At 70.7% G+C, this 24,533-nt stretch carries 19 protein-coding genes; 11 read left to right on the top strand and 8 right to left on the bottom strand.

Going from position 1 to position 24,533, the window contains the following annotated elements:
* Positions 1–38: 38 nt before the first annotated feature.
* The 4 genes from LC438_RS12315 to LC438_RS12300 all read left to right on the top strand — a co-directional run bounded on the left by LC438_RS12315 (position 39) and on the right by LC438_RS12300 (position 3,263).
* Positions 39–788 (top strand): general stress protein, encoded by a 750-nt coding sequence (locus tag LC438_RS12315; RefSeq protein ID WP_223586725.1) that lies wholly within the window; start codon positions 39–41, stop codon positions 786–788.
* A gap of 10 nt (positions 789–798) precedes the next feature.
* On the top strand, positions 799–1,452 hold the full coding sequence (locus tag LC438_RS12310) for an alpha/beta family hydrolase (protein WP_223586724.1): 654 nt from the start codon (positions 799–801) through the stop codon (positions 1,450–1,452).
* Between the two features lie 14 nt (positions 1,453–1,466).
* Complete coding sequence (locus tag LC438_RS12305; protein WP_223586723.1) at positions 1,467–2,651, top strand: MalY/PatB family protein; 1,185 nt, start codon at positions 1,467–1,469, stop codon at positions 2,649–2,651.
* A 219-nt stretch (positions 2,652–2,870) separates the two neighbouring features.
* A complete protein-coding gene (locus tag LC438_RS12300) occupies positions 2,871–3,263 on the top strand; it encodes a VOC family protein (protein WP_223586722.1) in 393 nt (130 codons plus the stop codon).
* A 177-nt stretch (positions 3,264–3,440) separates the two neighbouring features.
* Here the strand turns inward: LC438_RS12300 and LC438_RS12295 are convergent, their stop codons facing one another.
* Positions 3,441–4,862, bottom strand: a complete 1,422-nt coding sequence (locus tag LC438_RS12295) for an aminopeptidase P family protein (protein WP_105672522.1) — start codon at positions 4,860–4,862, stop codon at positions 3,441–3,443.
* A 122-nt stretch (positions 4,863–4,984) separates the two neighbouring features.
* Positions 4,985–6,007: an endonuclease/exonuclease/phosphatase family protein gene (locus LC438_RS12290; RefSeq protein ID WP_223586721.1), complete on the bottom strand. Its 1,023-nt coding sequence runs from the start codon at positions 6,005–6,007 to the stop codon at positions 4,985–4,987.
* Between the two features lie 82 nt (positions 6,008–6,089).
* Here LC438_RS12290 and LC438_RS12285 point away from each other — a divergent pair, with 82 nt between their 5' ends.
* Together LC438_RS12285 and LC438_RS12280 are read left to right on the top strand one after the other, a co-directional pair.
* Positions 6,090–6,953 (top strand): PHP domain-containing protein, encoded by an 864-nt coding sequence (locus LC438_RS12285; protein WP_223586720.1) that lies wholly within the window; start codon positions 6,090–6,092, stop codon positions 6,951–6,953.
* A gap of 63 nt (positions 6,954–7,016) precedes the next feature.
* Positions 7,017–8,012 carry a DUF817 domain-containing protein gene (locus tag LC438_RS12280; RefSeq protein ID WP_223586719.1) on the top strand — a complete coding sequence of 332 codons (996 nt, stop codon included), beginning with the start codon at positions 7,017–7,019 and terminating at the stop codon, positions 8,010–8,012.
* Here the strand turns inward: LC438_RS12280 and LC438_RS12275 are convergent.
* Positions 7,922–9,439 carry a DEAD/DEAH box helicase gene (locus tag LC438_RS12275; protein WP_223586718.1) on the bottom strand — a complete coding sequence of 506 codons (1,518 nt, stop codon included), beginning with the start codon at positions 9,437–9,439 and terminating at the stop codon, positions 7,922–7,924. The genes LC438_RS12280 and LC438_RS12275 overlap by 91 nt on opposite strands.
* A 191-nt stretch (positions 9,440–9,630) precedes the next feature.
* Between LC438_RS12275 and LC438_RS12270 the strand changes: the two genes are divergently transcribed.
* Positions 9,631–10,347, top strand: coding sequence for a ferritin-like fold-containing protein (locus LC438_RS12270; RefSeq protein ID WP_105672518.1), 717 nt, complete (start codon positions 9,631–9,633; stop codon positions 10,345–10,347).
* A 16-nt stretch (positions 10,348–10,363) separates the two neighbouring features.
* Here LC438_RS12270 and LC438_RS12265 read toward each other — a convergent pair whose 3' ends face one another.
* Genes LC438_RS12265 through LC438_RS12255 form a run of 3 tightly spaced genes read right to left on the bottom strand, consistent with a single transcriptional unit; the run spans position 10,364 to position 11,381 of the window.
* A complete protein-coding gene (locus LC438_RS12265; RefSeq protein ID WP_223586717.1) occupies positions 10,364–10,858 on the bottom strand; it encodes a hypothetical protein in 495 nt (164 codons plus the stop codon).
* Between the two features lie 4 nt (positions 10,859–10,862).
* The gene (locus LC438_RS12260; RefSeq protein WP_105672517.1) at positions 10,863–11,150 is read right to left on the bottom strand and encodes a hypothetical protein; all 288 of its coding nucleotides are present in this window, start codon (positions 11,148–11,150) and stop codon (positions 10,863–10,865) included.
* Positions 11,151–11,156: 6 nt separating this feature from the next.
* Positions 11,157–11,381 (bottom strand): DUF3107 domain-containing protein, encoded by a 225-nt coding sequence (locus tag LC438_RS12255; protein WP_045259005.1) that lies wholly within the window; start codon positions 11,379–11,381, stop codon positions 11,157–11,159.
* Positions 11,382–11,537: 156 nt separating this feature from the next.
* Here LC438_RS12255 and LC438_RS12250 point away from each other — a divergent pair, with 156 nt between their 5' ends.
* Both LC438_RS12250 and LC438_RS12245 read left to right on the top strand, forming a co-directional pair.
* Positions 11,538–14,747 (top strand): ATP-dependent DNA helicase, encoded by a 3,210-nt coding sequence (locus LC438_RS12250; protein WP_223586716.1) that lies wholly within the window; start codon positions 11,538–11,540, stop codon positions 14,745–14,747.
* The gene (locus LC438_RS12245; RefSeq protein WP_223586715.1) at positions 14,744–18,355 is read left to right on the top strand and encodes an ATP-dependent DNA helicase; all 3,612 of its coding nucleotides are present in this window, start codon (positions 14,744–14,746) and stop codon (positions 18,353–18,355) included. Before LC438_RS12250 ends, LC438_RS12245 begins: the two co-directional genes overlap by 4 nt.
* Here the strand turns inward: LC438_RS12245 and LC438_RS12240 are convergent.
* Positions 18,301–19,608, bottom strand: coding sequence for a phosphotransferase (locus LC438_RS12240; RefSeq protein ID WP_105672514.1), 1,308 nt, complete (start codon positions 19,606–19,608; stop codon positions 18,301–18,303). The two genes, LC438_RS12245 and LC438_RS12240, sit on opposite strands and share 55 nt — an antisense overlap.
* A gap of 64 nt (positions 19,609–19,672) precedes the next feature.
* On the opposite strand from LC438_RS12240, the gene nudC reads away from it, so the two are divergent.
* Positions 19,673–20,554: an NAD(+) diphosphatase gene (gene nudC, locus LC438_RS12235; protein WP_105672513.1), complete on the top strand. Its 882-nt coding sequence runs from the start codon at positions 19,673–19,675 to the stop codon at positions 20,552–20,554.
* Complete coding sequence (locus tag LC438_RS12230) at positions 20,551–22,272, top strand: ATP-dependent helicase (RefSeq protein ID WP_105672512.1); 1,722 nt, start codon at positions 20,551–20,553, stop codon at positions 22,270–22,272. The genes nudC and LC438_RS12230 overlap by 4 nt, the downstream gene beginning before the upstream one ends.
* Before the next feature lie 799 nt (positions 22,273–23,071).
* Here the strand turns inward: LC438_RS12230 and LC438_RS12225 are convergent.
* Entirely contained in the window at positions 23,072–24,466 is a 1,395-nt protein-coding gene (locus LC438_RS12225) for a zinc-dependent metalloprotease (protein WP_105672511.1), read from the bottom strand.
* Positions 24,467–24,533 lie beyond the last annotated feature (67 nt).

Genomic DNA, 24,533 nt, shown 5'->3' with positions numbered 1-24,533 from the left:
CAGAGCCAGCGCCCAGAGGGGCATGGAACAATGGCCGGATGAGCATGTTGAACCGTCCGGCAGGCAGCAACGACACCGGCGAGGTCGTCGCCTCGGTGCGCGACTACGAGAGCGCGCAGAAGACGGTGTCGAAACTCATCGCCGAGGAGGTGCCGGCGCGCGACATCGCCATCATCGGCCAGAGCGTCCGCACCGTCGAGCGCATCACCGGCCGCCTCGGCTACGCCGCAGCCGCGCGCTCGGGGGCGATCAACGGCGTGCTCATCGGACTCTTCCTCTCGGCGATCCTCGTGCTCGGCAACCCCGACGTGCCGATCCAGCTCTTCGTCGGCTTCGTCTTCATCGGCGTCGCACTAGGGATGCTGCTCAGCCTGGTGACCTATGCGATCGTCCGCCGCCGGCGCGACTTCGCGAGCGTCACCCAGTTCGCGGCCGACCACTACGAGGTCACCGTGCTGCCCGCATCCGTCGCCAAGGCGCGCAAGGTCCTCGGCGCCGTGCGTCAGACGACCGTCGCTCGGCCCCCGGTGAACCTCGACGAGCCGCCCAGGTACGGCGAGCGGATCCCGGCCGCCGGTGCGGCCCCTGCGGCGCCCGCCGCGCCGGTGATCCCGCCGCGGCCCGCCGACCCGGTGCCGCAGGACGCCGTCCCCGCCGATGCCGCACCCGCCGCGGAGTCGGCAGCGGCCGCACCTGCGGATGAGTCCGTCGCGGCGCCGCAGATCGAGGGTGATGCGTCCGAGGCTCCCGTGCAGCAGGACGGCGAGCAGGCCGAGCCGAAGCAGTGAGCGCGGCCTCGTGACGGTCGCGATCGAGGTCGAGCTGCCGACCGGGGTCACGACCGTGTCGGCCGATTGGGATCAGGGCACGAACGGGGCGACGGTCGTCATCGCGCACGGTGCAGGCACGGGCAAGGACCATCCGTTCCTGACCGGTTTCGCCTCCGGGCTGCACGAGCGGGGATTCTCCACGCTGCGCTTCAACTTCCCCTACGTCGAGCAGGGGCGGCGGATGCCCGGTCCTGCCGCTCATGCGATCGCGACCTGGAACGCGGTGGTCGACTTCGCGCGATCGGCTGACCCCGAGGCGGCGATCTGGGCTGCGGGCAAGTCCTACGGCGGACGGATGGCGTCGATGGCGGTCGCGGAAGGGATGACGGTGGACGGTCTCGTCTACCTCGGGTACCCGCTGCACGCGCCGGGCAAGCCGGAGAAGCCGCGCGCGGAGCATCTGCCGGCGATCGCGGTTCCCCAGCTGTTCATCGAGGGGACGAACGACCCCTTCATCCAGCCGGTGTCGCAGTTCGACGAGGTGGTCGCGACCTGTCAGGACGCGCGCGTCGTCTGGATCGAGGGCGGCGGGCACACCTTCGAGATCAAGGGTCACCGGCGCGAGGCATCCGATATCGGGTCATCATTGGTCACATTCGTATCGGAGTTCGCGGGGCGCTGAGAGCATGGAGGCGTATGGGCACCTCACACGCTTACGACGCGATCGGCATCGACCAGCTCCGGCAGACCGGCAGCTTCAAGTGGTCGACCTATCCTGACGCCATCGGCGCGTTCATCGCCGAGATGGACTTCGGTGTCGCGCCCGCGATCAGCGACGCGCTGACCGGGTCTGTCGGGGCCCTCGTCGGGTATCCCACTCCCGCCCTCGTCGACGCGATGGCAGACGCGTGTGCGCGCTTCCTCGACGATTCCTACGGCTGGAAGGTCCCCGCAGAGCGCATCCGCCCGGTCGGCGACGTGCTCATCGCGATGCGCGCCACGATCGATCACTTCACCGCGCCCGGGTCGAAGATCATCCTGCCGACCCCGGCGTACATGCCGTTCCTGAAGATCCCGCCGATGCACGACCGCGAGATCGTCGAGGTCCCGCTGCTGGTCCAGGACGGCAGGTACGTGTTCGACCTCGACGGACTGGACAGGGCCTTCGCCGACGGCGGCGGGATGCTCATCCTGTGCAACCCGTACAACCCCGTGGGGCGCGTGTTCACGCGCGAGGAGCTGCTGGCGATCTCGGAGATCGTGGAGCGGCACGGCGGACGCGTGTTCTCCGACGAGATCCACGCCCCGCTGGTGTTCGCGCCGCACGTGCACATCCCGTACGCGAGCATCAGCGAGGCCGCCGCGAACCACACCATCACGTCGACGAGCGCGTCGAAGGCGTGGAACCTGCCCGGTCTGAAAGCCGCGCAGGTGATCCTCAGCAACGACGCGGATGCCGCTGTCTGGGCCACACCCGTCGTGACGCGCAACGAACTGCTCGCGAGCAACCCCGGGATCATCGCGAACACCGCGGCCTACGACGACGGGCGGGAGTGGCTCGCCGACACGCACGCCTACCTCGACGGCAACCGTCGGCTGCTGGGCGAGCTGCTCGCCGCACACATCCCCGAGATCGGCTACACCCCTGCGGAGGGGAGCTACATCGCCTGGCTCGATGCGCGCGGTCTCGGCATCGACGGGTCGCCCGCCGACTTCTTCCGCGAGCACGCGGGGGTCGCGCTCACCGACGGCAACGCGTGCGGGGCGCCGGGTGACGGATTCCTGCGGTTCATCCTGGCCACGCCGCGCCCGATCATCGTGCAGGCCGTGCAGCAGATGGCCGCGGCGCTCGCCCGACGCGGGGCGCCGGTCAGCGTCTGACGGCAGTCACGGATCTCCGGGGCCTGGTGACCGGGCCCCGGGATGGGTTCTGGCGCGGGTCCGAATGTCCGATTCCCGGCTGAACTGCGGCGCTTCGCCCCGGTTCCGGCAGATCCGTGCCGATCTCTCCGGATCTCGGGGTGTCTTCCGGAACTCGGAGGGGTTTCGCGGGGAGCTAGCATGCCTGAGGGGCGGAGCACGGACGATCAGGAGGTGGCGATGAGCGGACTGCATCACATCGAAGTCTGGGTCGACGACCTCGACGGAGCGATCTCCTCGTGGGGTTGGCTGCTCGAACGGCTCGGCTATGCCGTGACGGCGCAGTGGCCGGGGGGAGCCAGCTGGGGAGACGGCGGCGCCTACATCACCCTGACGACCTCACCGAACCTTGCGGATGCCGCGCACGACCGGCGCCGCTCGGGCGTGAACCACCTCGCCTTCCTCGGCGGGACGAGAGCGGAGGTGGATGCCGTCATGCGAGAGGCCCCTGGGCGCGGCTGGACCCCGCTCTACTCCGAGCGCTACCCGCACGCGGGCGGTCCCGACCACTACGCCGGATGGATCGAGAACGCCGCGGGGTTCAAGGTCGAGATCGTCGCCGAGGCGCCCTGAGCCTCCGGGCATCCTGCCGCCCGAATGACCAGTCCCACCACCTCTGCCCCGAGGGTCCTGTGCGCACGGCATCCGGTCGCCGACCCCACTCCGAGATGCGGAAGACCGCCCGGGTTCCGGACAGATTCTCGCGAATCATCCGGAACCCGGGCGGTCTTCCGTGTGCGGTGCAGGTGCTCAGGCCTGGACGCGCGCGATCCACGCCTCGATCTCGTCGGCGGTGCGGGGGATGTCGGCGGAGAGGTTGACCGGTCCGTCCTCCGTCATGAGGATGTCGTCCTCGATGCGCGCGCCGATGCCGCGGTACTCGGCGGGCACCGTGAGGTCGTCGATCTGGAAGTACAGGCCGGGCTCGATCGTGAAGACCATGCCCGGCGCCAGGATGCCGTCGTAGTACATCTCGCGGCGGGCCTGGGCGCAGTCGTGCACGTCGATGCCGAGGTGGTGCGAGGTGCCGTGGACCATGTAGCGGCGGTGCTGGCCACCGGCATCCGCGTCCAGCGCCTCTTCGGCGGTCACGGGGAGCAGGCCCCACTCGGCGGTGCGGGCGGCGATGACCTTCATCGCCGCGCCGTGCACCTCGCGGAACGGCACGCCGATCTGCGCGGCGGCGAAGGCGGCGTCGGCCGCCTCGCGTACCGTCTCGTAGACGCGGCGCTGCACCTCGCTGAAGGTTCCGGAGACGGGCAGCGTGCGGGTGATGTCCGCCGTGTAGAGGCTGTCGGCTTCGACTCCGGCGTCGACGAGGATCAGGTCTCCCGGCACGACGGCTCCGTCGTTGCGGGTCCAGTGCAGGTAGCAGGCGTGGGGTCCGGATGCGGCGATCGTGTCGTAGCCCTCGCCATTGCCGTCCTCGCGTGCACGGCGGTGGAAGACGCCCTCCACGACGCGCTCGCCGCGGGCGTGAGCGGTGGCCTGGGGGAGTGCGCGGATGATGTCGTCGAAGCCGTTCGCCGTGATCTCGACCGCTCGGCGCATCTCGGCGATCTCGAACTCGTCCTTGATGAGGCGCAGCTCGGATACGAAGCGGTCGAGCTCGTCGGAATCGCCGAGCGTGAGGTCGTCCGCTCCGGCGGCGAAGGCGTCCAGGTGATCGGTCGCGATGCCGAGATCGGCGGCGACACCGGCGAGGGCCGGTCGGGGGCCGATCCAGAACTCGCCGATCGTGGCATCGGCGTAGAACTCCGTCGTCGTGCGGTCGGCGCGCTCACGGAAGTACAGGGTGATGTCGTGGCCGGCATCCGTCGGCTCGAACACGAGCACCGAGTCGGGCTCGGAGTCGGACGCCCACCCGGTGAGGTGCGCGAACGCGGAGTGCGCGCGGAACACGTAGTCCGTGTCGTTGCTGCGCTGCTTGAGGGATCCTGCGGGGATCACGAGGCGCTTCCCGGGGAACGCCGCGGACACGGCCGCACGGCGAGCGGCCGCGTACGGAGCTTGCGCCCGCGCGGCCGGCAACGACTCGGGGCGCTCGGCCCATCCGGTGGAGATGGTGTCGAGGAAGCCCTGCGGGAACGGCTGCTTGCGGTTCGTGGTGCTGTTCTCGATGACGGTCTCGGCGCTGGTCTCGGCGATCGTGTCGCGTTCTCCGGTGTTCATCCCTCAAGTCTGTCACTGCGCGGGCTGTTTCGTCGCGCCGCACGGGTCGCCGGAAGGAGGCGCAGACGATTCGTCTCGTGGCCGAGGGCGGTCGGCGGTGCAGGGCGGCGATTCGTCTCGGCTCAGCCCGCGGGTTCGAGCTGCACGACGAGACCGCGATGATCGCTCCCTGCGGCGTCGCCGATGACGGACGATCCGGTGGGCGTCCAGTTCTGCGAGGCCATGACGTGGTCGATGGGCGCGCTCAGCAGCTCGGGGAGCGAGCTGGGCCAGGTGCCGCTGAAGCCGTTGCCGGTGCGCGACGCGGCGTCCCGGCAGTAGCCCAGGTCGCCTCCGCCTGTGCCGAGCGACGCCATGTGGTCGATCGTGGCGTTGAAGTCGCCGGCGAGGATGACATCGCCCTGCGGGCACTGATCGGCGATCCACTGCAGATCGCTGCGCCACTGTCCCATCTCCTCCCTGCGAGGAGCGACTGCATGCACGGCGACGATGGTCGGCCCTGTGCCGTCGATGGGCATGAGGACGACGCTGGGCACCTGTGCCGTGTTGCTGGTGCCGTCTGTCGACGACTCGATCACCGAGTACTCGCCCATGTCGGGGGAGACCAGGACCGTCGTCTGCCACGACTTCGGGCCGTCCACGACGTCGGGCTTGTACTGCACGTTGTGCACCCACATCGGATGCCCCTGCGCGCGCAGCATGATCGCGATCTGCTCTCCGACGGCCTCCGTGGTCTCGGGGAGGGCGACGACGTCGGCCCCGCTGTCGAGGATCTGCCGTGCGATCGTCTCCGCCGGGACGACCTCGCCCGCGGTGTTCCAGCTCAGGACCCGCACGCTCGACTCCGTCGCGGCGGGGAGGGTGTCGCCGCCGAAGCCCCGGCTCATGCCGATCGCTCCGGTCGCGCCGGCGCCCAGCAGCGCGACGATGAGGACGGACGCCGCGAAACCCCGCAGCGGCCGCGCGAACAGGAGCAGCAGCGAGAGCATGGCGATGAGGAGCAGCGCCCCGAGCACGACGCCGCGAGCGGCGACGATCTGCGCGAACGGGAAGGTCTGCTCGAGTCGGAAGAACTGCGGCCACACGGCGATCGCCGTCGCGATCGCGAGCAGCGCGGTGAACAGGATCCCCAGTAGTCGAAGCATCCCTCCCAGCCTATGAGCCGTGTCTGGGAAGTCCCTGCCGCGGCGCGAGCCTCGGGCCGTCGCGGCTCGGTACGCTCGGAGGATGGCCTCATCGTTCGCCGGTCCCGCCGACCTGCACCTCCACTCGAATCAGTCGGACGGCACGGAGGCGCCAGCGGAGGTCATGCGACAGGCCCACGCCCATGGCGTCCGGACCGCGGCCCTCACCGATCACGACCGCACGACCGGGTGGCAGGAGGCCGGTGACGCCGCCGTCGCGCTGGGCATGACCTTCATCCCGGGGATGGAGCTGTCGGCCAAGCACGAGTGGCGCAGCGTGCATGTGCTGGGCTACCTGTTCGACCCGGCGGATCCGGCACTCCGCGCTGAGACCGATCGCATCCGCGACGACCGGATCGGTCGTGCGGAGAGGATCGTCCGCAGCATCGGCCGCGACTACGACCTGCACTGGGACGACGTGCTCGCGCAGACCACGGAGGACGCGACGGTGGGGAGGCCGCACATCGCCGACGCCCTGGTCGCCCGCGGCATCGTGCGCGACCGCACGGAGGCGTTCGACGGCATCCTGCACCCGAGGGAGGGCTACTACGAGCCGCACTACGCGCCGGACCCGCTCACCGCCGTGCGGCTCATCACGGAGGCAGGAGGGGTCGCGATCATCGCGCATCCCGTGACGTCCGGACGAGATCGGATGATGCCCGTTCCCTACATCGAGCGTCTGATCGGCGCGGGGCTCGGCGGCTTCGAGATCGATCATCGGGAGAACACGGCCGCGGGCAAGAGGATGCTGCACGAGATCGCCGCAGCCCATGACCTCATCGTGACCGGGTCGAGCGACTACCACGGCACCGGCAAGCCGAACCGGCCGGGGGAGAACACCACCTCCGACGAGATGGTGGCGCGGCTCATCGCCCGCGCAACGGGTACCACACCGCGCTACCCGTGAATCTGGGCGTCCTGTCGGGATTCTCCCGGCCGCTTGTCGATCACGGCCCCTACTGTTCGACACATGCAACGGGCGACATCACTCGAGCAGCGCATCGACGCGGTCGCTCACCGCATCCTCCAGGGCGCCCCGATCGACGGCTTCCGTGCGGGGGTCGTCGAGTTCTCGGTGTTCGTGCTCAAGCAGGCGTGGGCATGCGTCTTCGGGGCGGCGCTCCTGCTGGCGATCGTCGCCGCACGGCTCTGGTACCCGGATGACGCGGCGCTCGCCAGAAACGACGCGCTGACCCTCACCGCGGTGGCGATCCAGATCGCCATGCTCGCGTTCCGTCTCGAGACGGGCCGCGAGCTCTGGGTGATCGTGCTGTTCCACCTGACCGGCACCGCGATGGAGCTCTTCAAGACGGACGTCGGGTCATGGGCGTATGCCGCGGACGGGATTCTTCGCATCGGCGGCGTTCCCCTCTTCAGCGGCTTCATGTACGCGGCGGTGGGGTCGTACATGGTGAGAGTGCACCGCCTGTTCGATCTGGGATTCACGCGCTACCCCCGACGCTGGCTGACGACGGTCCTCGCCGTCGCGATCTACGCGAACTTCTTCACCCACCACTGGTTCTGGGATCTGCGCTGGGTGCTCGTCGTGTGCATCGTGCTGCTCTGGTCGCCGACGATCATGCATGCGCGCGTGTGGCGTCGCACACTGCGACTTCCCCTGATCGCCGTGTTCGCGGGCGTCGCCGCCTTCATCTACATCGCGGAGAACATCGGCACCTGGGCAGGCGCCTGGGCCTATCCCGACCAGGTCGAGTCCTGGCAACCGGTGTCGTTGAGCAAGCTCAGCTCATGGTTCCTGCTGATGATCATCTCGGTGGTGATGGTCACCTGGGTGTATCCCCCTGCGCCGCCGGCGGGGCCGGTCGGGAACGACGAAGGGGCGGATGCCGCAGCATCCGCCCCTTCTGAGATCGTTCAGGCGCCGGTGACCGGCGCTGCTCCGGTTCCACCGGAACCACCGCGACGGCGGCGGCGGCGACGAGCGGGTGCCGGCTTGCCGTCGTGATGCTCCTTGCCTGCGCCGTCGTGAGTTCCGGCGCCCTCGGCGCCGCGATCGGCGGACTGACCGGAGTCGGACGCGGATGACGACGGCTCCGTCGCGCCCTCGGCGAAGGTCGACCCGACGGCCGCCGAACCGCCGCGGCGACGACGGCGGCGGCGGGTGCCGCCCTCGTCGGTGCCCTCGGCCGCGGCATCCGCCGCACGCTCGGGGCGCGGAGCCCGTGCCGGCTTCTCGGCCTTGGGGGCCGTCACCAGGCGGCCCTTGGTGCCGGCGGGGATGTCGAGGTCGCTGTAGAGGTGCGGGCTCGACGAGTACGTCTCGACGGGCTCCGGCTGACCGAACTCGAGCGCCCGGTTGATGAGGGCCCACTTGTGCAGGTCCTCCCAGTCGACGAAGGTGACCGCGATACCGGTCTTGCCCGCGCGACCGGTACGACCGGCGCGGTGCAGGTACGTCTTGTCCTCATCGGGGATCGTGTGGTTGATGACGTGGGTCACGTCGTCGACGTCGATGCCTCGTGCCGCGACGTCGGTCGCGACGAGCACGTCCTTCTTCCCTGCCTTGAACGCCGCCATCGAGCGCTCGCGCTGATCCTGACCCATGTCGCCGTGCACGCCGCCGACGTTGAAGCCGCGGTCGCCCAGTTCGTCGACCAGACGCTGCGCCGCACGCTTGGTGCGGGTGAAGATCACGGTCTTGCCGCGGCCCTCGGCCTGGAGGATACGGGCGATGACCTCGTCCTTGTCGAGCGAGTGCGCGCGGTAGACGAGGTGCTTGATGTTGGCCTGGGTGAGGCCCTCGTCGGGATCGGTGGCGCGGATGTGGATCGGGTTGTTCATGAATCGGCGTGCGAGGGCGACGATCGGCCCGGGCATGGTCGCCGAGAACAGCTGCGTGTGCCGCACCGCCGGGACCTTCTGGAAGATCTTCTCGATGTCGGCGAGGAAGCCGAGGTCGAGCATCTTGTCGGCCTCGTCGAGCACGACCTCGGTCGCGTTCGACAGGTCGAGGAGGCGCTGGCCCGCGAGGTCGATGAGCCGACCGGGGGTGCCGACCACGATCTGCGCGCCGGCCTTGAGCTGGTCGATCTGACCCTCGTAGGCCTTGCCGCCGTAGATGGCCACGACGCTGGTCGAGCGGTTGCTGGTGAGCAGATCGATGTCCTCGTACACCTGCACCGCGAGCTCGCGGGTGGGCACCACGATGAGCGCCTTGACGCCGTGCTCGGGGTTCTGGCCGAGTCGCTGGACGACGGGGATGCCGAAGCCGAAGGTCTTTCCGGTACCGGTCTTCGCCTGCCCGATGATGTCCTGGCCGGGAAGGCCGAGCGGAATGGTCTGCTCCTGGATGGGGAACGCGTCGACGATGCCCTTTGCGGCGAGTGCGTCGACGATGTCCTGATCGATTCCTAGATCAGAGAAAGTTGTCACTGTGTTCAGATGCCTGTCCGGCGACATGGAGAGTCGCCTCGTCACGGATCCACGCCGTCTCTTGTGCCACAGGCGCGGGGCCCCGCTCCGACGGCGGGGACGGGACCAGCCTACCCGAGGCGTGCTCCGACCCTCGGGATGGCTTCTCCCCGAGTAGTGTGATCCCGTAGTCGATCGGTTGGGGAGCATCCGTGGTCAATTGGTTCTGGAATCGGAGCAGGGCTCCTCGTCGCACCCTCGCGCTGCGCAGCAGGGGCGATCAGGGCGGTGCGACGCGCGTCGACTTCGCCGAGCTCGCACCCGAGTTGAATCGCTTCCTCGGGCAGGCGGCCTACCTGCAGCTCGGCTACTTCGAGACGCTCACCCGTCTGATCCGCGCCACCCCCGAGCTCTCCGAGAAGGAGTCGCTGTCCCGCGCCGCGGGGGCGACCCTCACGAAGCATCGGGCGATCGTGGACCTCATCTCCGAACGCGGTGAGGATCCCACGCAGCTCATGCTCCCGTTCCGCGAGAACCTCGACGCGTTCCGTCGCAAGACGATCGGCGCCCGCCCTCGCGAGACGATGCTGGCCGTCTACATCACCGCGGGCATGCTGGACGACTTCTACCTCGCGCTGGCGTCGAGCTACGGAGACATCGGCGAGAAGGTGCGGACGATCCTCAGCGAGGACGACGCGCGCCACGAGATCGTCGCGATCATCCAGGAGACGATCGAGAGCGACGAGGAGTGGCGTTCGCTGCTGTCGATGTGGGCCAGACGACTCGTCGGGGACACGATCCTGGTCTGCCGCTCGGCGCTGCGCCCCGAGAGACTCGCCGCCGCAGACGACGAGAGGATCGAGCCCGTCTACACGGAGCTCATGGGCGCGCACGCCCGCAGGATGGACGCGATGGGCCTCGCATCCTGACGACGTCGTCGTGCCGTCACTCCGTGGCGCACTCCAGCCGACGGGTGAGCCGCCAGGCGATGACCATCGGGATCACCCCGATCACCCCGAACGACATGTCGATGAGCTGCCAGCCGAGCGGGATGCCCCGGATCCCACCGGCGATGAGCGCGAGCGGGATGATGCCGGCGCAGGCGATCACGCCGAACTGGATGACCCAGATGTTGCGCACGGGGTCGATCAGCGGGCCGATGAAGACGACCGCGATGACCAGGTGCGCGAACGCCAACCAATCGGTGCCGTACGACATGAACGGATAGCGGTCGCCGACGTCGACGAGCGCCTGCGACACCCGCTCGACCCAGGCGACGGCGTCGGGAAACCATGCGGCGACGGGGGAGTCGCGCAGGAAGCCCGACGCGAGTCCGAGCTCCTCGCGCAGCGGGAACGCCGTGACGCCGCTGACGATCAGCCCCAGCATCATCACGACGATGCAGAGGCGGATCCAGAAGAGGGTCCGGCGTCTGTCCACCGGTTCAGATGCCGAGCGCAGCCCTGGCCTCGGCGTCCCGACCGGTGCGGACGCGGACGAGCACGATCGTCGCGAGGGCGGCGATCACCGCGGAGCCGAGAACGCTCGCCAGCCACAGCCAGATGCTGCCTTCGCCGACACCGGCCCACTGCAGGCCTGTGTAGACCAGAGCGGCGACTGCGGTCGCGATCGCCGGAGTGACGGCGACGCCGCGCAGCTCACGTCCGCCGATCAGGTAGTGCGCGGCGATGCCGAGCACGCACGCGCCGATGAGTGCGAGGAGGATGTACATCGCGGGTCAGGCGACGAAGCCGACGCGGCGCGACTCTTCGGTGCCCAGCTCGATGTAGGCGAGGTTCGCGGTCGGGACGAGGTAGGAGTTGCCCTTCACGTCGGCGAAGTCGAGGTGCGTGGAGCTCTGCTCGAGGGCTGCGGTGACCTTGGCGCGCACCTCGTCGGCGCTGGCGGAGGTCTCGAAGTTCAGTTCGCGGCCGGTGTTGACGATGCCGATGCGGATTTCCACGCGTGCTCCCTGTGGTTGATGCTGCTGACTGTGCCCAACTCTACCCCGGCGGCGGTCGCGGGGATCGGCGGTCGCCGCCGGTTTCGCCGTGAGCGCACGCGGGCGTCACCGCGGGCGGGAGGGCCGATGTCCGGACATCCCAGTAGCGTGGAATCCGTGACTCAGGATGCCGCGCAGCGAGCCGTCGTCGCCGCTGCTGCGGCGGCGTCCGGTGTGATCATCGGCGCCCCCGGCACGGGAAAGACCCGCACCCTCGTCGACCGCGTCGTGCACCTGCTCGACGTCGAGGGGATGCGGCCGGAGGAGGTGCTGGTCCTCACGCCGAGCCGTCAGGCGGCCACCGCGCTCCGCGACCGCATCGGCGTGCGCATCGGCCAGGCCACGCCGGGTCCTCTGGCACGGTCGCTCGGTTCCTTCGCGTTCCAGCTCGTTCGCGGGGCGATGGTCAGGGCGGGCGAGGAGCCCCCGGCGCTGCTCACGGGCGCCGACCAGGACCGGCTCATCGCCGAACTGCTCGCCGGAGACGAGGAGGACGGGCACATCTCGTGGCCCGACGCCCTCAGCCCGTCGGTGCGGGCGTCGAAGGGCTTCCGCTCCGAGCTGCGCGCCCTCATCGCGGAGTGCGTCGAGATGGGCGCGTCACCGGACGAGCTCAGAACGGCCGGAGATCCGACCTGGGCGGCCGTTGCGGACTTCCTCGTGGAGTATCGCACGGTGCTCGACGCCTCCAGGGCCGCCCACCGCGACGCCGCAGACCTCCTCGCGGAGGCGGGGGAGATCCTGCGGTCCGCCGACGCGGCGACCCTCGGCCCCCTCGCGTCGCTGCGAGCGGTGCTGATCGACGACGCGCAGGAGCTCACCCGAGGCGGGGTGGCCGTCGTGCAGGCGCTCCGAGGCAGGGACATCGCCGTGCTCGCGTTCGGCGATCCCGACATCTCCTCGGGCGCCTTCCGGGGCGCCAGCCCCGAGCTCTTCGCTCGGCTCGCCGGCGCACTGGGCGACGTGCACGTCCTCGACGGTCCGCACCGGCAGGCGCCGGCGCTCACCGCGCTGACCCGCACGGTCACGCAGGCCATCGGCGCCTCCGGCCGGGTGGATCACCGCCGCGCGCCCGCTCCCGTCGGCGCGGACGAGACGACCGAGGCGGTGAGCACGTTCATCGCCCCGTCACCCTACGAGGAGCTCGACAGGATCGCCGGGGTGATGCGCGACTGGCACCTCGCAGGCGGCATCCCCTGGGACAGGATGGCGGTCATCGCGCACGACACCCGTCAGGTGACGACCCTCGAGGGCGAGCTCGCCGCGCGTGAGATCCCGACCAGAGCGGCTGGTGTGCAGCGTCCGCTGGGCAGCGAGAGCATCGTGCGCGACATCGTCGAGGCGGTGCGGCTCGCGCTCACGCCCGTCGAGGAGCGAACTCCGCAGATGCTGGAGGAGGCGCTGCGCACGCCGTTCGGCGGGATGGACGCCATCGGCCTCCGTCGCCTGCGTGCGCGGCTGCGGCACATCGAACTCGAACAGGGCGGATCCACTCCGGCGCGCGAGCTCCTGCGCCAGGCGTTCGCCGCGCCCGCGCACTTCACCCTCATCGATGCGGCCGAGTCGCGCACCGCCTCGCGGTTCGCGGAGACGATCGCCGCGGTGTCGGCGGCGGCCGAGCGGGGCGAGACGATCCATGACCTGCTGTGGCGGATCTGGGACCAGGCACGCGCCGTCGACGGTCGACGTCTGCAGGTCGCGTGGCGGGAGATGGCGCTGCAGGCGTCCGGGGCGGAGACGGCGCGGGCGCTCGACGCGCTGGTCTCGCTCTTCGATGCGGCCAAGAGGTTCGTCGAGCGCACGCCGAACGAGAAGCCCGACGTCTTCGTGCGTGACATCCTCGACAGCGAGGTGCCCGAGGACTCGCTGTCGAGCCCCGACCGTCCGGGGCGCGTCACGCTGCTGACTCCCGCGACGGCGCTGGGAACCGAGTTCGACGCCGTCGTCGTCGCCGGTGTGCAGGACGGCATCTGGCCCAACGTGCGGCTGCGCGGAGGGATGCTGCAGACCTGGCGGCTGGCCGATGCGCTCTCCGCCGTGCGCGACGGAGTGGTCGTCCCCGAGCCCGGTGTCCTCGATCGGCGGCGTGCGGCCCTGCACGACGAGCTGAGGCTGTTCGTGCGTGCGGTGTCGCGAGCGCGCACGCGGCTGCTGATCACCGCGGTCGACGACGACGACCTGACGCCGAGCCCGTTCTTCGGGTTCCTGCCGAAGCCCGATCCGCCGGAGCTGCACGCGTCCGCCGAGCATCCGCTCACCCTTCGCGGCCTGGTCGCGCGTCATCGCCGGATCCTCACCACCTCGTCCTCACCCGCGGCGAGAGCCGAGGCCGCTGCGCAACTCGCCGTGCTGGCGCGTGAGGGCGTGCCCGGCGCAGACCCCTCCGACTGGTACGGGGTGACTCCGCCGACGACCGACGCGCCGCTGCGCGATCTCGCCGTCGACGGGGCGAAGGTGTCGCCGTCGAAGATGGAGTCGTTCGAGGAGTGCGGCGTGAACTGGGTGGTCTCGGCGCTCGGCGGCGACACGGTGATGCCCCCCACGGCCGGAATCGGCACGATCGTGCACGAGGCGATGGAGAAGGTGCCGGACGGAGACCTCGAGCGGATGCGCGCGATCGTGGAGGAGCACTGGCCGGAGCTCGACTTCGAGACCGAGTGGATCGGACGCAAGGAGCGCAGACGCGCCGATCTTCTCGTGGATCGCCTGCACGCCTATCTCGGCGACGTGCGCGCCGACCGCGGTCGAGCGATCGCGAGCGAGGTGGAGTTCCGCTTCGCCATCGACGTCGACGGCGTGCACGCCGTGCACGAGGTCGGGGAGGACCGGAGCGGGCAGGCGATCATCCACGGCTTCATCGACAGGGTCGAGGCGTATCCCGTCGGCTCCGGAGACCACAGTCATGCCCGAGGGCGCGGTTCGGCGCCGATCACCGCGGCTGCGGAGAAGGAGAGGGTGGTCGTCGTCGACCTCAAGACCGGCAAGAACGACCCGGAGTCCGACTCCGGAGTGCTCGCCCACGCCCAGCTCGCGGCCTATCAGATCGCGGTGCAGCAGGGCCTCATCGACGGGGCCGAACCCACGGCGCTCGCCGGCGCGCGGCTCGTCATCGTGTCGAAGACGCTGGCCAAGAGCGACTACCGCATCGCGCATCAGCACACCCTCGACGACGAGGGACGAGAGGCTTTCCTCCTGCGGGTGTCCGAGGCCGCGCGTGGCATGTCGGCGTCGAGCTTCACGGCTCAGGTCGAAGCGCACTGCGCCGACACTCAGGGCAACAGGGTCAAGCCCTGCCGCATCCACACCGTTCCGGCGGTGAGCGCATGACCCCGACCTGGCCCGGAACCCTCGGCCTCTCCGCCACCGACATCGCCGCGGCGCTCGGGCAGCCACCGCCCACCGCTGCGCAGCAGCGCGTGATCGAGGCGCCGCCCGCTCCCGCGCTCGTCGTCGCCGGCGCGGGCAGCGGCAAGACCGAGACCATGTCGGGGCGCGTCGTCTGGCTCGTCGCGAACGGTCACGTGCGCCGGGATGAGATCCTCGGGTTGACGTTCACGCGCAAGGCGGCGGGAGAGCTCGCCGAGCGGATCGGTGTCAGGCTCGCGGTGATCGACGAGTACGGTCGTCGGGGTCTCCTGCCGCATCTCCCCGAGATCGTCTCATCGGGCGCGCTCCGCCGCGTCGACGAGGCGGTCGCTGGTCGCCAGCGCGAGCTCGTGCGCCGGCACGTGCTCGACGAGCTCGCGGAGTCGTACGGCACGGGGTGGGATCCCGCCGCCCCGCGCACGGCCGAGGAGCTGATGATCCGCCCTCGCGTGTCGACGTACAACGCCTTCGCCGACGGCATCGTGCGCGAGCACGCCGCGCGCATCGGTCGGGACTCCGACGTCGCGATGCTCAGCCAGGCGGCATCCTGGATGCTGGCGCGCGAGGTCGTGCTGCGCAGCGACCTGGCCGAGCTCGAGGAGATCGAGTTCGCCGTCGGCACCGTGATCGACGCCGTCCAGCGCCTCGCCGGCGACGTTCTCGATCATCGGGTCGATCTCGACGAGGCCGTGCGCATCGCGGTCGCACAGGCTCGTGCGTTCGAGCCCTACACGAGCAACGACGTCATCGGGAAGGCCACGGCCAATCTGCTCAGCCTGTCGACGCTCGCCAGTCTGGTGCGCGACTACATCGCCGAGAAGGAGCGCCGCGGTGTGCTGGACTTCGCCGATCAGGTCGGCGGCGCGTACGACATCGTCGAGTCGGCGCCCGACGTGCGGGAGGAGCTCCGCGAGCAGCACCGCGTCGTCCTGCTCGACGAGTATCAGGACACCTCGGTGATCCAGACCAGATTCCTCGCCGAACTGTTCCGGGACTCCGCCGTCATGGCGGTGGGCGATCCGCACCAGTCGATCTACGGATGGCGCGGCGCCAGTGCCGACAACCTGTACGCGTTCTCCGGGGCCTTCTCCGGCGGTCACGGCGCGCAGACCTACAGCCTGATGACGAGCTGGCGCAACGACAGACGGATCCTCGACATCGCGAACGAGGTGCTGGTGCCGCTGCAGCGCCCGGGGCTCGACGTCCCGCCGCTCGACCCGCGCCCCGGCGCCGGAGACGGCAGGGCCGAGGTGCGCTTCGCGTTCACGGTCGACGACGAGGCGGACGACGTCGCCGCGTGGTTCGCCGACCGCCGGGCCGCGCACGATCAGGATGCCGCCGGGCGCCCGCACACCGGGGCGATCCTGTTCCGCTCGAAGAAGCACATGCAGACCTTCGCCGCGGCTCTCGCGGCGCGCGGCATCCCGCATCGCATCCTCGGGCTCGGCGGTCTGCTCTCGACCCCCGAGGTCGTCGACGTCGTCTCGACCCTTCGCGTGGTGCACGACCCGACCGCGGGCTCGGCGCTGATCCGTCTGCTCACCGGGCCGCGGTTCGGCGTCGGCGTCGCCGACATGGCCGCCCTCTACGACCTCGGCCGCCGTCTCTCCGAGACCGACACCGCGATGGGGCCGCTCCCGGAGGAGGTCCGCATCCGTCTGCGCTCATCGCGCGGCGCCGACGAGGCGATCTCGATCATCGACGCGGTCGACGTCGTGCGGGCCGTGCGTGACGACTACCGGATGCTGGAGGGAATCAGCGCCGAGGGCCGTGCACGCATCCGGGCGGCGGGGGAGATGCTCGAGCGGCTGCGCCGGGCGTCATCGCAGCCGATCTCCGAGTTGATCAGACTCATCGAGCTCGAGCTGCGGCTCGACATCGAGCTCGCCGCGAACGAGACCAGAGGACCGGCTCGAGTCGCGGCGACGCAGCTGCGCGCCTTCGCGGACGAGGTGCGGGCGTTCCTCGCGGCCGACGAGCGGGGCACCATCGGGAGCCTGCTGGCCTGGCTGGACAAGGCCGAGAGCACGGACGAGCTGATGCCGCGGCCGGAGCCGCCGGAACCCGGTGTGGTGCAGCTGCTCACGATCCACGGCTCCAAGGGGCTGGAGTGGGATGCCGTCGCGGTCGTGCGGCTGGTCGCCGACGAGCTGCCCAGCAGACCGACCGACACCTCGGGGTGGTTCGGCTTCGGGGTCGTTCCGTTCGCGCTGCGCGGCGACCGCGACGCTCTGCCGCGCTTCACCTGGGATCCGGACGAGGCCGTCGCCGGCGAGGACGATCCGGCGAAGAGGCTCAAGGCAGGCGTCGCCTCGCTCACCAGCGCCAGCAAGAACGCCCCCGGAGCGCTCACGGTGTTCAAGGCGGCGTACCGCGACTACCAGCAGCAGGAGGAACGGCGTCTCGCCTACGTGGCGGTCACCCGCGCGCGCACCGATCTGCTGCTCACCGGTGCGCACTGGGCGGGGCAGAAGAAGCCGCGTGATCCGAGCCCGTATCTGCTCGAGGCCATGCAGGTGCTGGGAACCGATCCGATCGAGCCCGTCGACCCCGAGGACAACCCGTACGACGGTCCGGGCGCCACCCTCACGTGGCCGCTGGATCCTCTCGGGGCGAGGAGGCCGGTCGTCGAGGCCGCGTCGACCGCGGTGCACGCGGCCGCGGGGAGCGACCCGGAGCCCACGCCCGAACTGGCGCGGCTGCTCGCGGAGCGCGCCGCGCGACTGCGCGGAACGGATGCCGCGCCTCCGACGCGCGTGCCGGCGTCGAAGTTCAAGGACTACGTCACGGATTTCGGGGGCACGCTGTCGTCGATCGTGAGGCCGATGCCCGAAAGACCGTACCGGCAGACGCGTCTCGGCACCCTGTTCCATGCGTGGGTCGAGCATCGGAGCGAGCTGGTCGGGATCGGGACGCGGGTCGACGAGGCGCTCTGGGAGCTGGACGAGGACGATGCCACGGCGGGGCCCGGAGACGTGTCGTCAGCGGATGCCGCCGATCTGACGGCGTTGCAGGAGACCTTCGAACGCAGCGAGTGGGGTGCGCTGCAGCCCATCGCCGTCGAGATCGAGATCGACTTCGCCCTGGGCTCGGGCGCCGGTTCGGCGTCGGCGCCCGCGACAGAACCACCAGGTGTGTCGGGTGTGCGGAGCAGTGAGCGCTCGGGCGCCGGTTCGGCTTCGGCGACCATGGCAGAACCGCCAGGTGTGTCGGGTGTGCGGAGCAGTGAGCGCTCGGGCGCCGGTTCGGCGTCGGCGACCATGGCAGAACCGCGACATATTGTCATCTGCAAGCTCGACGCGGTGTACCGGCGCGAGGATCGCGGAGGCCGCATCGAGATCGTCGACTGGAAGACGGGCAAGGCGCCGCGCACGGCGGAGGAGCGCGAGGAGCGGATGCTGCAGCTCGCCCTGTACCGGCTGGCCTACCATCGCCGATTCGGCGTGCCTCTGGAGGAGATCGACGTCGCGCTCTACTACGTGGCGGACGACCTGGTGATCAGGGGCGACCGCGTCTACTCGGAGTCGGAGCTCTTCCAGCGCTGGAGTGCGGCGCGCGCAGCACGCTGAGCCTCGTCCTCCGGCTCGGCCTCGGTCGCGGCGCGCTCGCGCTGCTGTTCGGAGTCGTGCGGGGCGGCGGAGGTTCGTCCTTCTTCGTCCGCCTGCGCCGAGACCGAACGCACGGCGGAGAGGTCCTCGGTCTCCAGGCTGCCGACCTCGGCGCGGTGCGCGGCCTCCGATGTCTCGGAGTCGAGGTCCTCATCGCGCCAGAGCTCGTCGGGGTTGTAGGCATCGGTCTGCATCGAGGTGTCGACGGCGACGACCGTGCTCTCGGGCACGCGGTCGAGCGCGTCCATGGCGGAGTCGACGCCCTCGTTGCGGGCCGTGATCACCGTGAGGTCATCGGCGTGCAGGCCGTCGGCCAGAGCCTCGAGAAGAGCGGCCGCGTCGTCGACGATGTCGGGGCGGCGCAGGGAGTCGCCGTGCACGAGCCAGCGGGCGAACTCCAGTTCTGCGAGCAGTCGCCCTCTGACCTCGAGTGCGGCATCCGGCGTCCGGTCGGCCGCGCGGGCGTAGGCGGCCTGCACATCGGCCGCGGCATCCGGCGCCGTCGAGAGCCATGCCAGGTCGACGGCGGGGTCTCCGACGGACAGGGCATGCCACCCCACGATGCCGGAGACCTCGGGTCCCCGCTCCGCATCGTCGTCGAAGAGGAAGGAGGTGGACTGCACGCCGCCGAGGGTCACGGTGGACTCGAAGCGCCAGAGATCGTCGTCGGCGACAGCCTCACGCCAGCGGACCGTCAGCCGTGCAGGGACGCGGCCTGTCGCCGCCGCCGCATCGACGAGCCGCTCGATCTCGTCGCGGCTCTCCTGAGAGGTGCGGGTGAGGAGTCCTGCGCCGCGCACGACCGAGGTCGGCATGGCGTGCACTGCGGCGATCGCGGCGCCCATCGACTCCGCAGCGCCGCGCCCGGCGGGGACATGCGCTGCTTCGATCTGGAAACCCGGGAGGAGTTCGGTCACCAGCGCCCTGGCATCGTCGAGACGGGTCTCGCCGATGTACTCGGGGGCGCGGAACGGCAGCATCGCGCGGGCGCCGGTGGTCAGCGCGCGCAGCGCGAGGGCTTCGGCGGCCAGCTCCGTCGCGGCCTCGTCGTCGTCGGCGACCCGGATCGCGAGCTCGCGGCCGTCGCGCAGTGAGGCGACCGCGGAGTCGAACCGTCCGTCGCCATCGGCGGTCAGAGCGCGTGCGCCCGTCACCTCCGCTCCGGGCAGTGCGGCCGTCACTGCCGCGGCTAGAGTGAAAGGAGAGCGTCCCATACCCCCAGGGTAGGTCGGCTCAGGGGCTGTTCCGCCCCCGCCACGCCCGTGAGAGAGGGAGTCGATGACCATTCCGCACACGCCCATCGACCGCGCAGCCGATCTCCGCGCGGAGCCGGACGTCATCGAGCGACTGCGTGCGGAGGAGACGACCCGGGTGGTCGCCGTGCGTGAGGGGCGGGTGCGCGTCGACCGCGACGGTCTGCTCCTCGTCGCACCGTCGACGATCGCGGATGCGACCTGGGCTCTCCTGGGGCGCAGCTCTGAGGGCGCCGCCATCCTGCTCGCGGCTCTCGGGCCTGAGGCCGACACGATCGACGCGGCGCCGGACGAGACCTGGCTAGGACTCCGCGATCTCGGTGCGAGACTCGGCGCCGACGACACCGAACTCCTCATCGAGGCGCTCGCCCTCGGCGGGTGGCTGCGCGACGCGCCCTTCTGCCCCGCGTGCGGTGGAGGCACCGAGCTGCGTCAGGCGGGCTGGTCCCGCCGGTGCCTGCAGTGCGGACGCGAGCACTTCCCGCGCACCGATCCGGCTGTGATCGTCGCGGTCGAGAGCGCTGACGGCGAGCGGCTGCTGCTGGGCGCCAACGCCAACTGGGCCGGACGCATGTACTCCTGCTTCGCGGGGTTCACCGAGGCGGGGGAGTCGCTGGAGTCCACCGTTCATCGGGAGATCGAGGAGGAGTCCGGCGTGCGGCTGTCATCGCTGCGCTACGTCTCCTCGCAGCCGTGGCCGTTCCCTCGTTCTCTCATGCTGGGCTTCCGCGCCGTCGTGGTGGACGAGAACGAGGCGCGCCCAGACGGCGAGGAGATCATCGACGTGCGCTGGTTCTCCCGCGCAGAGATCGGCTCCGCGCTCGCCGGAGAGGGTCCGGTGGGCCTGCCGGGGCCGGCCTCCATCGCCCGCGCGCTGATCATCGCCTGGTACGAGGAGCGCGCGTGAGCGCGCTGGAGGCACTCGACGAAAGGCAGAGGCAGGCGGCATCCGTCCTGCGGGGCCCTGTCGCGGTGCTCGCCGGGGCCGGCACGGGAAAGACCCGCGTGATCACGCACCGCATCGCGCACGGCGTCGACACCGGGGCGTACTCGCCCTCGCGGGTGATGGCCGTGACCTTCACCGCGAAGGCCGCCGGCGAGCTGCGAGGCCGACTGCGGGCCCTCGGCGTCGAGGGCGTAGCGGCGCGCACCTTCCACGCCGCCGCGCTCGCGCAGCTCAACTTCTTCTGGCCCACGCTCGCCGGAGCGCCCGCACCGGGCATCATCGACAACAAGGTCCGGATGCTCGGACAGGCGGCCGACGCCATGCGGCTGCGCCCCAGCACGGCGACGCTCAGGGACATCGCGTCGGAGATCGAGTGGCGCAAGGTCTCGATGCTCTCGATCGACCAGCATGCCGCGCTCGGCCGCACGGTGAGCGGCGTCGACGCCACGCAGCTGGTCGAGCTGCAACGGGCCTACGAGGCGCTGAAGGACGAACGCCACCAGCTCGACTTCGAGGACGTGCTCCTCGCCTGTGCGGGGATGCTCGAGGCCGAGCCGCGGGTCGCGGCGTCCGTGCACGAGCAGTACCGGCACTTCACCGTCGACGAGTACCAGGACGTGTCGCCCCTGCAGAACCGGCTGCTGGAGCTGTGGCTCGGAGACCGGCGCGACATCTGCGTCGTCGGCGACGCGAGCCAGACGATCTACTCGTTCGCGGGCGCCGAGCAGCGGTTCCTCCTGGAGTTCGAGCGCCGTCATCCCGATGCCACCGTCGTTCGCCTGGAGACGAACTACCGATCGCAGGCGCCCATCCTCGAAGCAGCCAACGCCCTCATGCACGGGCGTCCTGGCGCACTCGAGCTGGTCCCCGCGCGCGATTCGTTCAGCGCGGATCCGCCGACGGTCACGGCCTTCGACACGGAGGGGGAGGAGGCGGCGGGCATCGCCGCGGCGATCTCCGCGCGGATCGAGGCTGGGGCTTCCCCTGCCGACATCGCTGTGCTCTACCGCGCACACGCGCAGTCCGCCGTGCTCCAGCAGGCGCTCGCCGCGGAGGGCATCGCGACGAGCGTGCTCGGCGGCACCCGCTTCTTCAACATGCCCGAAGTGCGTCAGGCGATCCTCGCACTCCGGGCCGCCGCTGTGGCCCCGACCGAGCACTCCTTCCTCGCCGGGGTGCAGCGGGTGCTCCGCGAGCTCGGCCTCACGGAGGAGCCGCCCGCGGCGGGCGGTGCGCAGCGCGACGGCTGGGAGGCCAGGCGCGCGATCCTCCGTCTTGCGGAAGAGGCGGGCCCCGACGCGACGCTGCGCGGGTTCAGCGACGCGCTGATGGCCAGGGCCAAGGACCAGCACGAGCCGACCATGCGCACGGTGACGCTGTCGACCCTGCACGCCGCGAAGGGCCTCGAATGGCCCCACGTGCACCTCGCGGGCTGGGCCGAGGGATCGCTGCCGATCTCGTATGCGACGGGCTTCGAGGCGATCGACGAGGAGCGCCGACTCGCGTACGTCGGCGTCACGCGGGCCGCGCGAACGCTGTCGCTGTCCTGGTCTCGCTCGGCTGGTCGAGGCGAACGGGCGCCGTCGAGGTTCCTCGCGGAGATCGGGACGACGGCACGCGGCACCGGCAATCTTCGTGAAACGACACCGAGCGCCACGACCGGCCGCGCGTCGCGCTGACCTCCGCGTACGTCCCCACCTCCGCCGCGTCGGAGAGCAGGCGGGCGGCCAGCGTCGCGGCCTCCGCGACGCGCGCGGCGGAGATCGGGCCGGCGCCGCGACCGATCAGCTGGGTGTGCAGCCGCGGCCACGCGGGGTCGCGATCGCGCTCGTGGCCGTCTCGACAGGCCAGGCAGGCCGACCGCCCCGGGACCACGAGCGGCCCCACCGTCGTCCTGCCGCGCTCGAACGCGACCGGCAGGTGCGTCGTGTCCTCGCGCAGGTAGCGGGCGAACTGGAGCGCAGCGGCGGCACCCTGCACGAGGATCACGCCGACATCCTCACGGCTCTCGCGGCGCCCCAGGGAGACGCCCTCGTCGGCGAGAGCCTCCCGCATCCGGTACTCGTCGCGTCCGTCGACGTGATCGATGCTCTCCACCCAGGCCGCCCGGTACGAGACCTCCTCGTCGACGAGCAGCGGTTCCACCCGCGCCAGCAGTGCTCTGGCCTGCTTGTGGGGAGCACCCGCACCGTGTGCGATGACGTCGAACGACGCGCGCCGGAAGCCGTTCGCCATGCGCGCGAGAAGCAGCTCGACCCAGGGTGCGTCGACACGCACCCTGACGTCGCCGTCGACGCCGAACTGCAGGGTCTCCCCGTCGCGCCACAGCAGCGGCAGCGCGGGGTCGAGGCGGGTGATCGTCTTCGAGGTCAGCGGAGGCATGCCCCGATTCTGAAGAGTCCGGCGCCGCCGTGGGGCGGGCCGGACTCATCGGTGGACAACTCGTCCGTGGAGGGTGGCGGAGGCATCCGCCGGCGGTCAGACGGGTCGTTCGTCTCCGGGGCCGGGCTCGTCGTCTTCCGCACCGGCGTCCGGCCCGCTGTCGGAGAAGTCATCGCCGTCGAGGAGGCGTGCGAGCGCCTCGTCGAACTCGTCGGCCTCTGGCTGCTCGCCGCGGGCGAGCGCCTGCAGTCGTGACACGAGGGCGCTCGGGTCGTCGATGTCCTCGGCGGTGGGCATGAGGTCCGGGTAGTCCCACAGCGCGTCGCGGGCGGCCGTTCCGACGGCATCCGTCACCGCCTGCCACATGGCGGAGGCCTCGCGAAGGCGGCGCGGACGGAGCTTGAGTCCGACCAGGGCGCCGAGAGCGTCTTCGGCGGGACCGCCCACCGCGCGGCGTCGCCGCGCAGCCTCGGCGATGCGCGCACCGTCGGGCAGCCGGGAGGTCGCCTGCGCCGTGACGACGTCGACCCATCCGTCGATCGTCGCCACGAGGTTCTCCAGGCGGGCCAGAGCCTCGCGCTGCGCCTCCGTCTGCGCGGGCAGCAGTGCGCCGCCCTCGATGGCGGCCCGCAGCTCCTCGGGGTTGGACGGGTCCAGGCGGCTGGCGACGTCTTCGAGGGCGTCCATGTCGACGGACACTCCGCGGGCGAAATCGGTGATCTGCGCCATGACGTGCAGGTGCAGCCACTTCGCGTGCCGGTACAGGCGAGCGTAGGCGAGCTCGCGCGTGGCGAGGTAGAGGGCGATCTGATCCTCGGGGATCTCCAGGCCCTCGCCGAAGGCGGTGAGGTTCTGCGGGATGACCGCCGCCGTCCCCGCAGGGAGCACGGGGATGCCGACGTCTCCTCCGGAGACGACCTCGAGCGACAGGTTGCCCAGCACCTGACCGAACTGCGCGGCGAACACCGAGCCGCCGAGACCCCGCATGAGCTTTCCCGCGCCCTGCACGATGCCGCGCATCTCCTCGGGGACCTGGGTGTCGAGGGCGCCGGTCAGCGCATCGGCGATGCTCGTCGACACGGGGTCGGCGATCTCCTTCCACACGGGCAGGGTCGCCTCGACCCACTCGCCGCGGGTCATGGCCTTGGGGGCCTCCGACAGCTCGGAGATCGTCGTGACCTCGCCGAGCCACAGGTTCGCCAGGGCGAACGAATCGACGAGAGACGTGCGGGAGCCGTCGCTGATGCCGAGGCCGTCGCGGTTCGCGATGTGCAGGGCCTGACGCAGCGCGTTCTCCCAGGGGTCGCCGTTGAAGGCGCCCTGCAGCTGGGACATGATCGTCTGCATCATCGCCGGGTCGAGCTGAAGACCCTCCATGCCGCCGAGGGCGTTGCGCAGCTCCTCAGGGTCGATGTCTCCACCGCCCTGGCCGGACATCATTCTTCGGAGGAACTCCTGGAAGTCCTCGGGGGTCGGATCGTTGTCTGACATCTCGCTCGCCCTCTCAGCACGCCTATAGCCGTGGGATCTACGCTAGTCACCGAGACAGGTGCACGGT

Origin of the sequence: Microbacterium sp. OVT16B, from assembly GCF_019969705.1 — a bacterium.
Taxonomy (GTDB): Bacteria; Actinomycetota; Actinomycetes; order Actinomycetales; family Microbacteriaceae; genus Microbacterium; species Microbacterium natoriense.
This window is presented reverse-complemented; position numbering and strand designations above follow the sequence as displayed.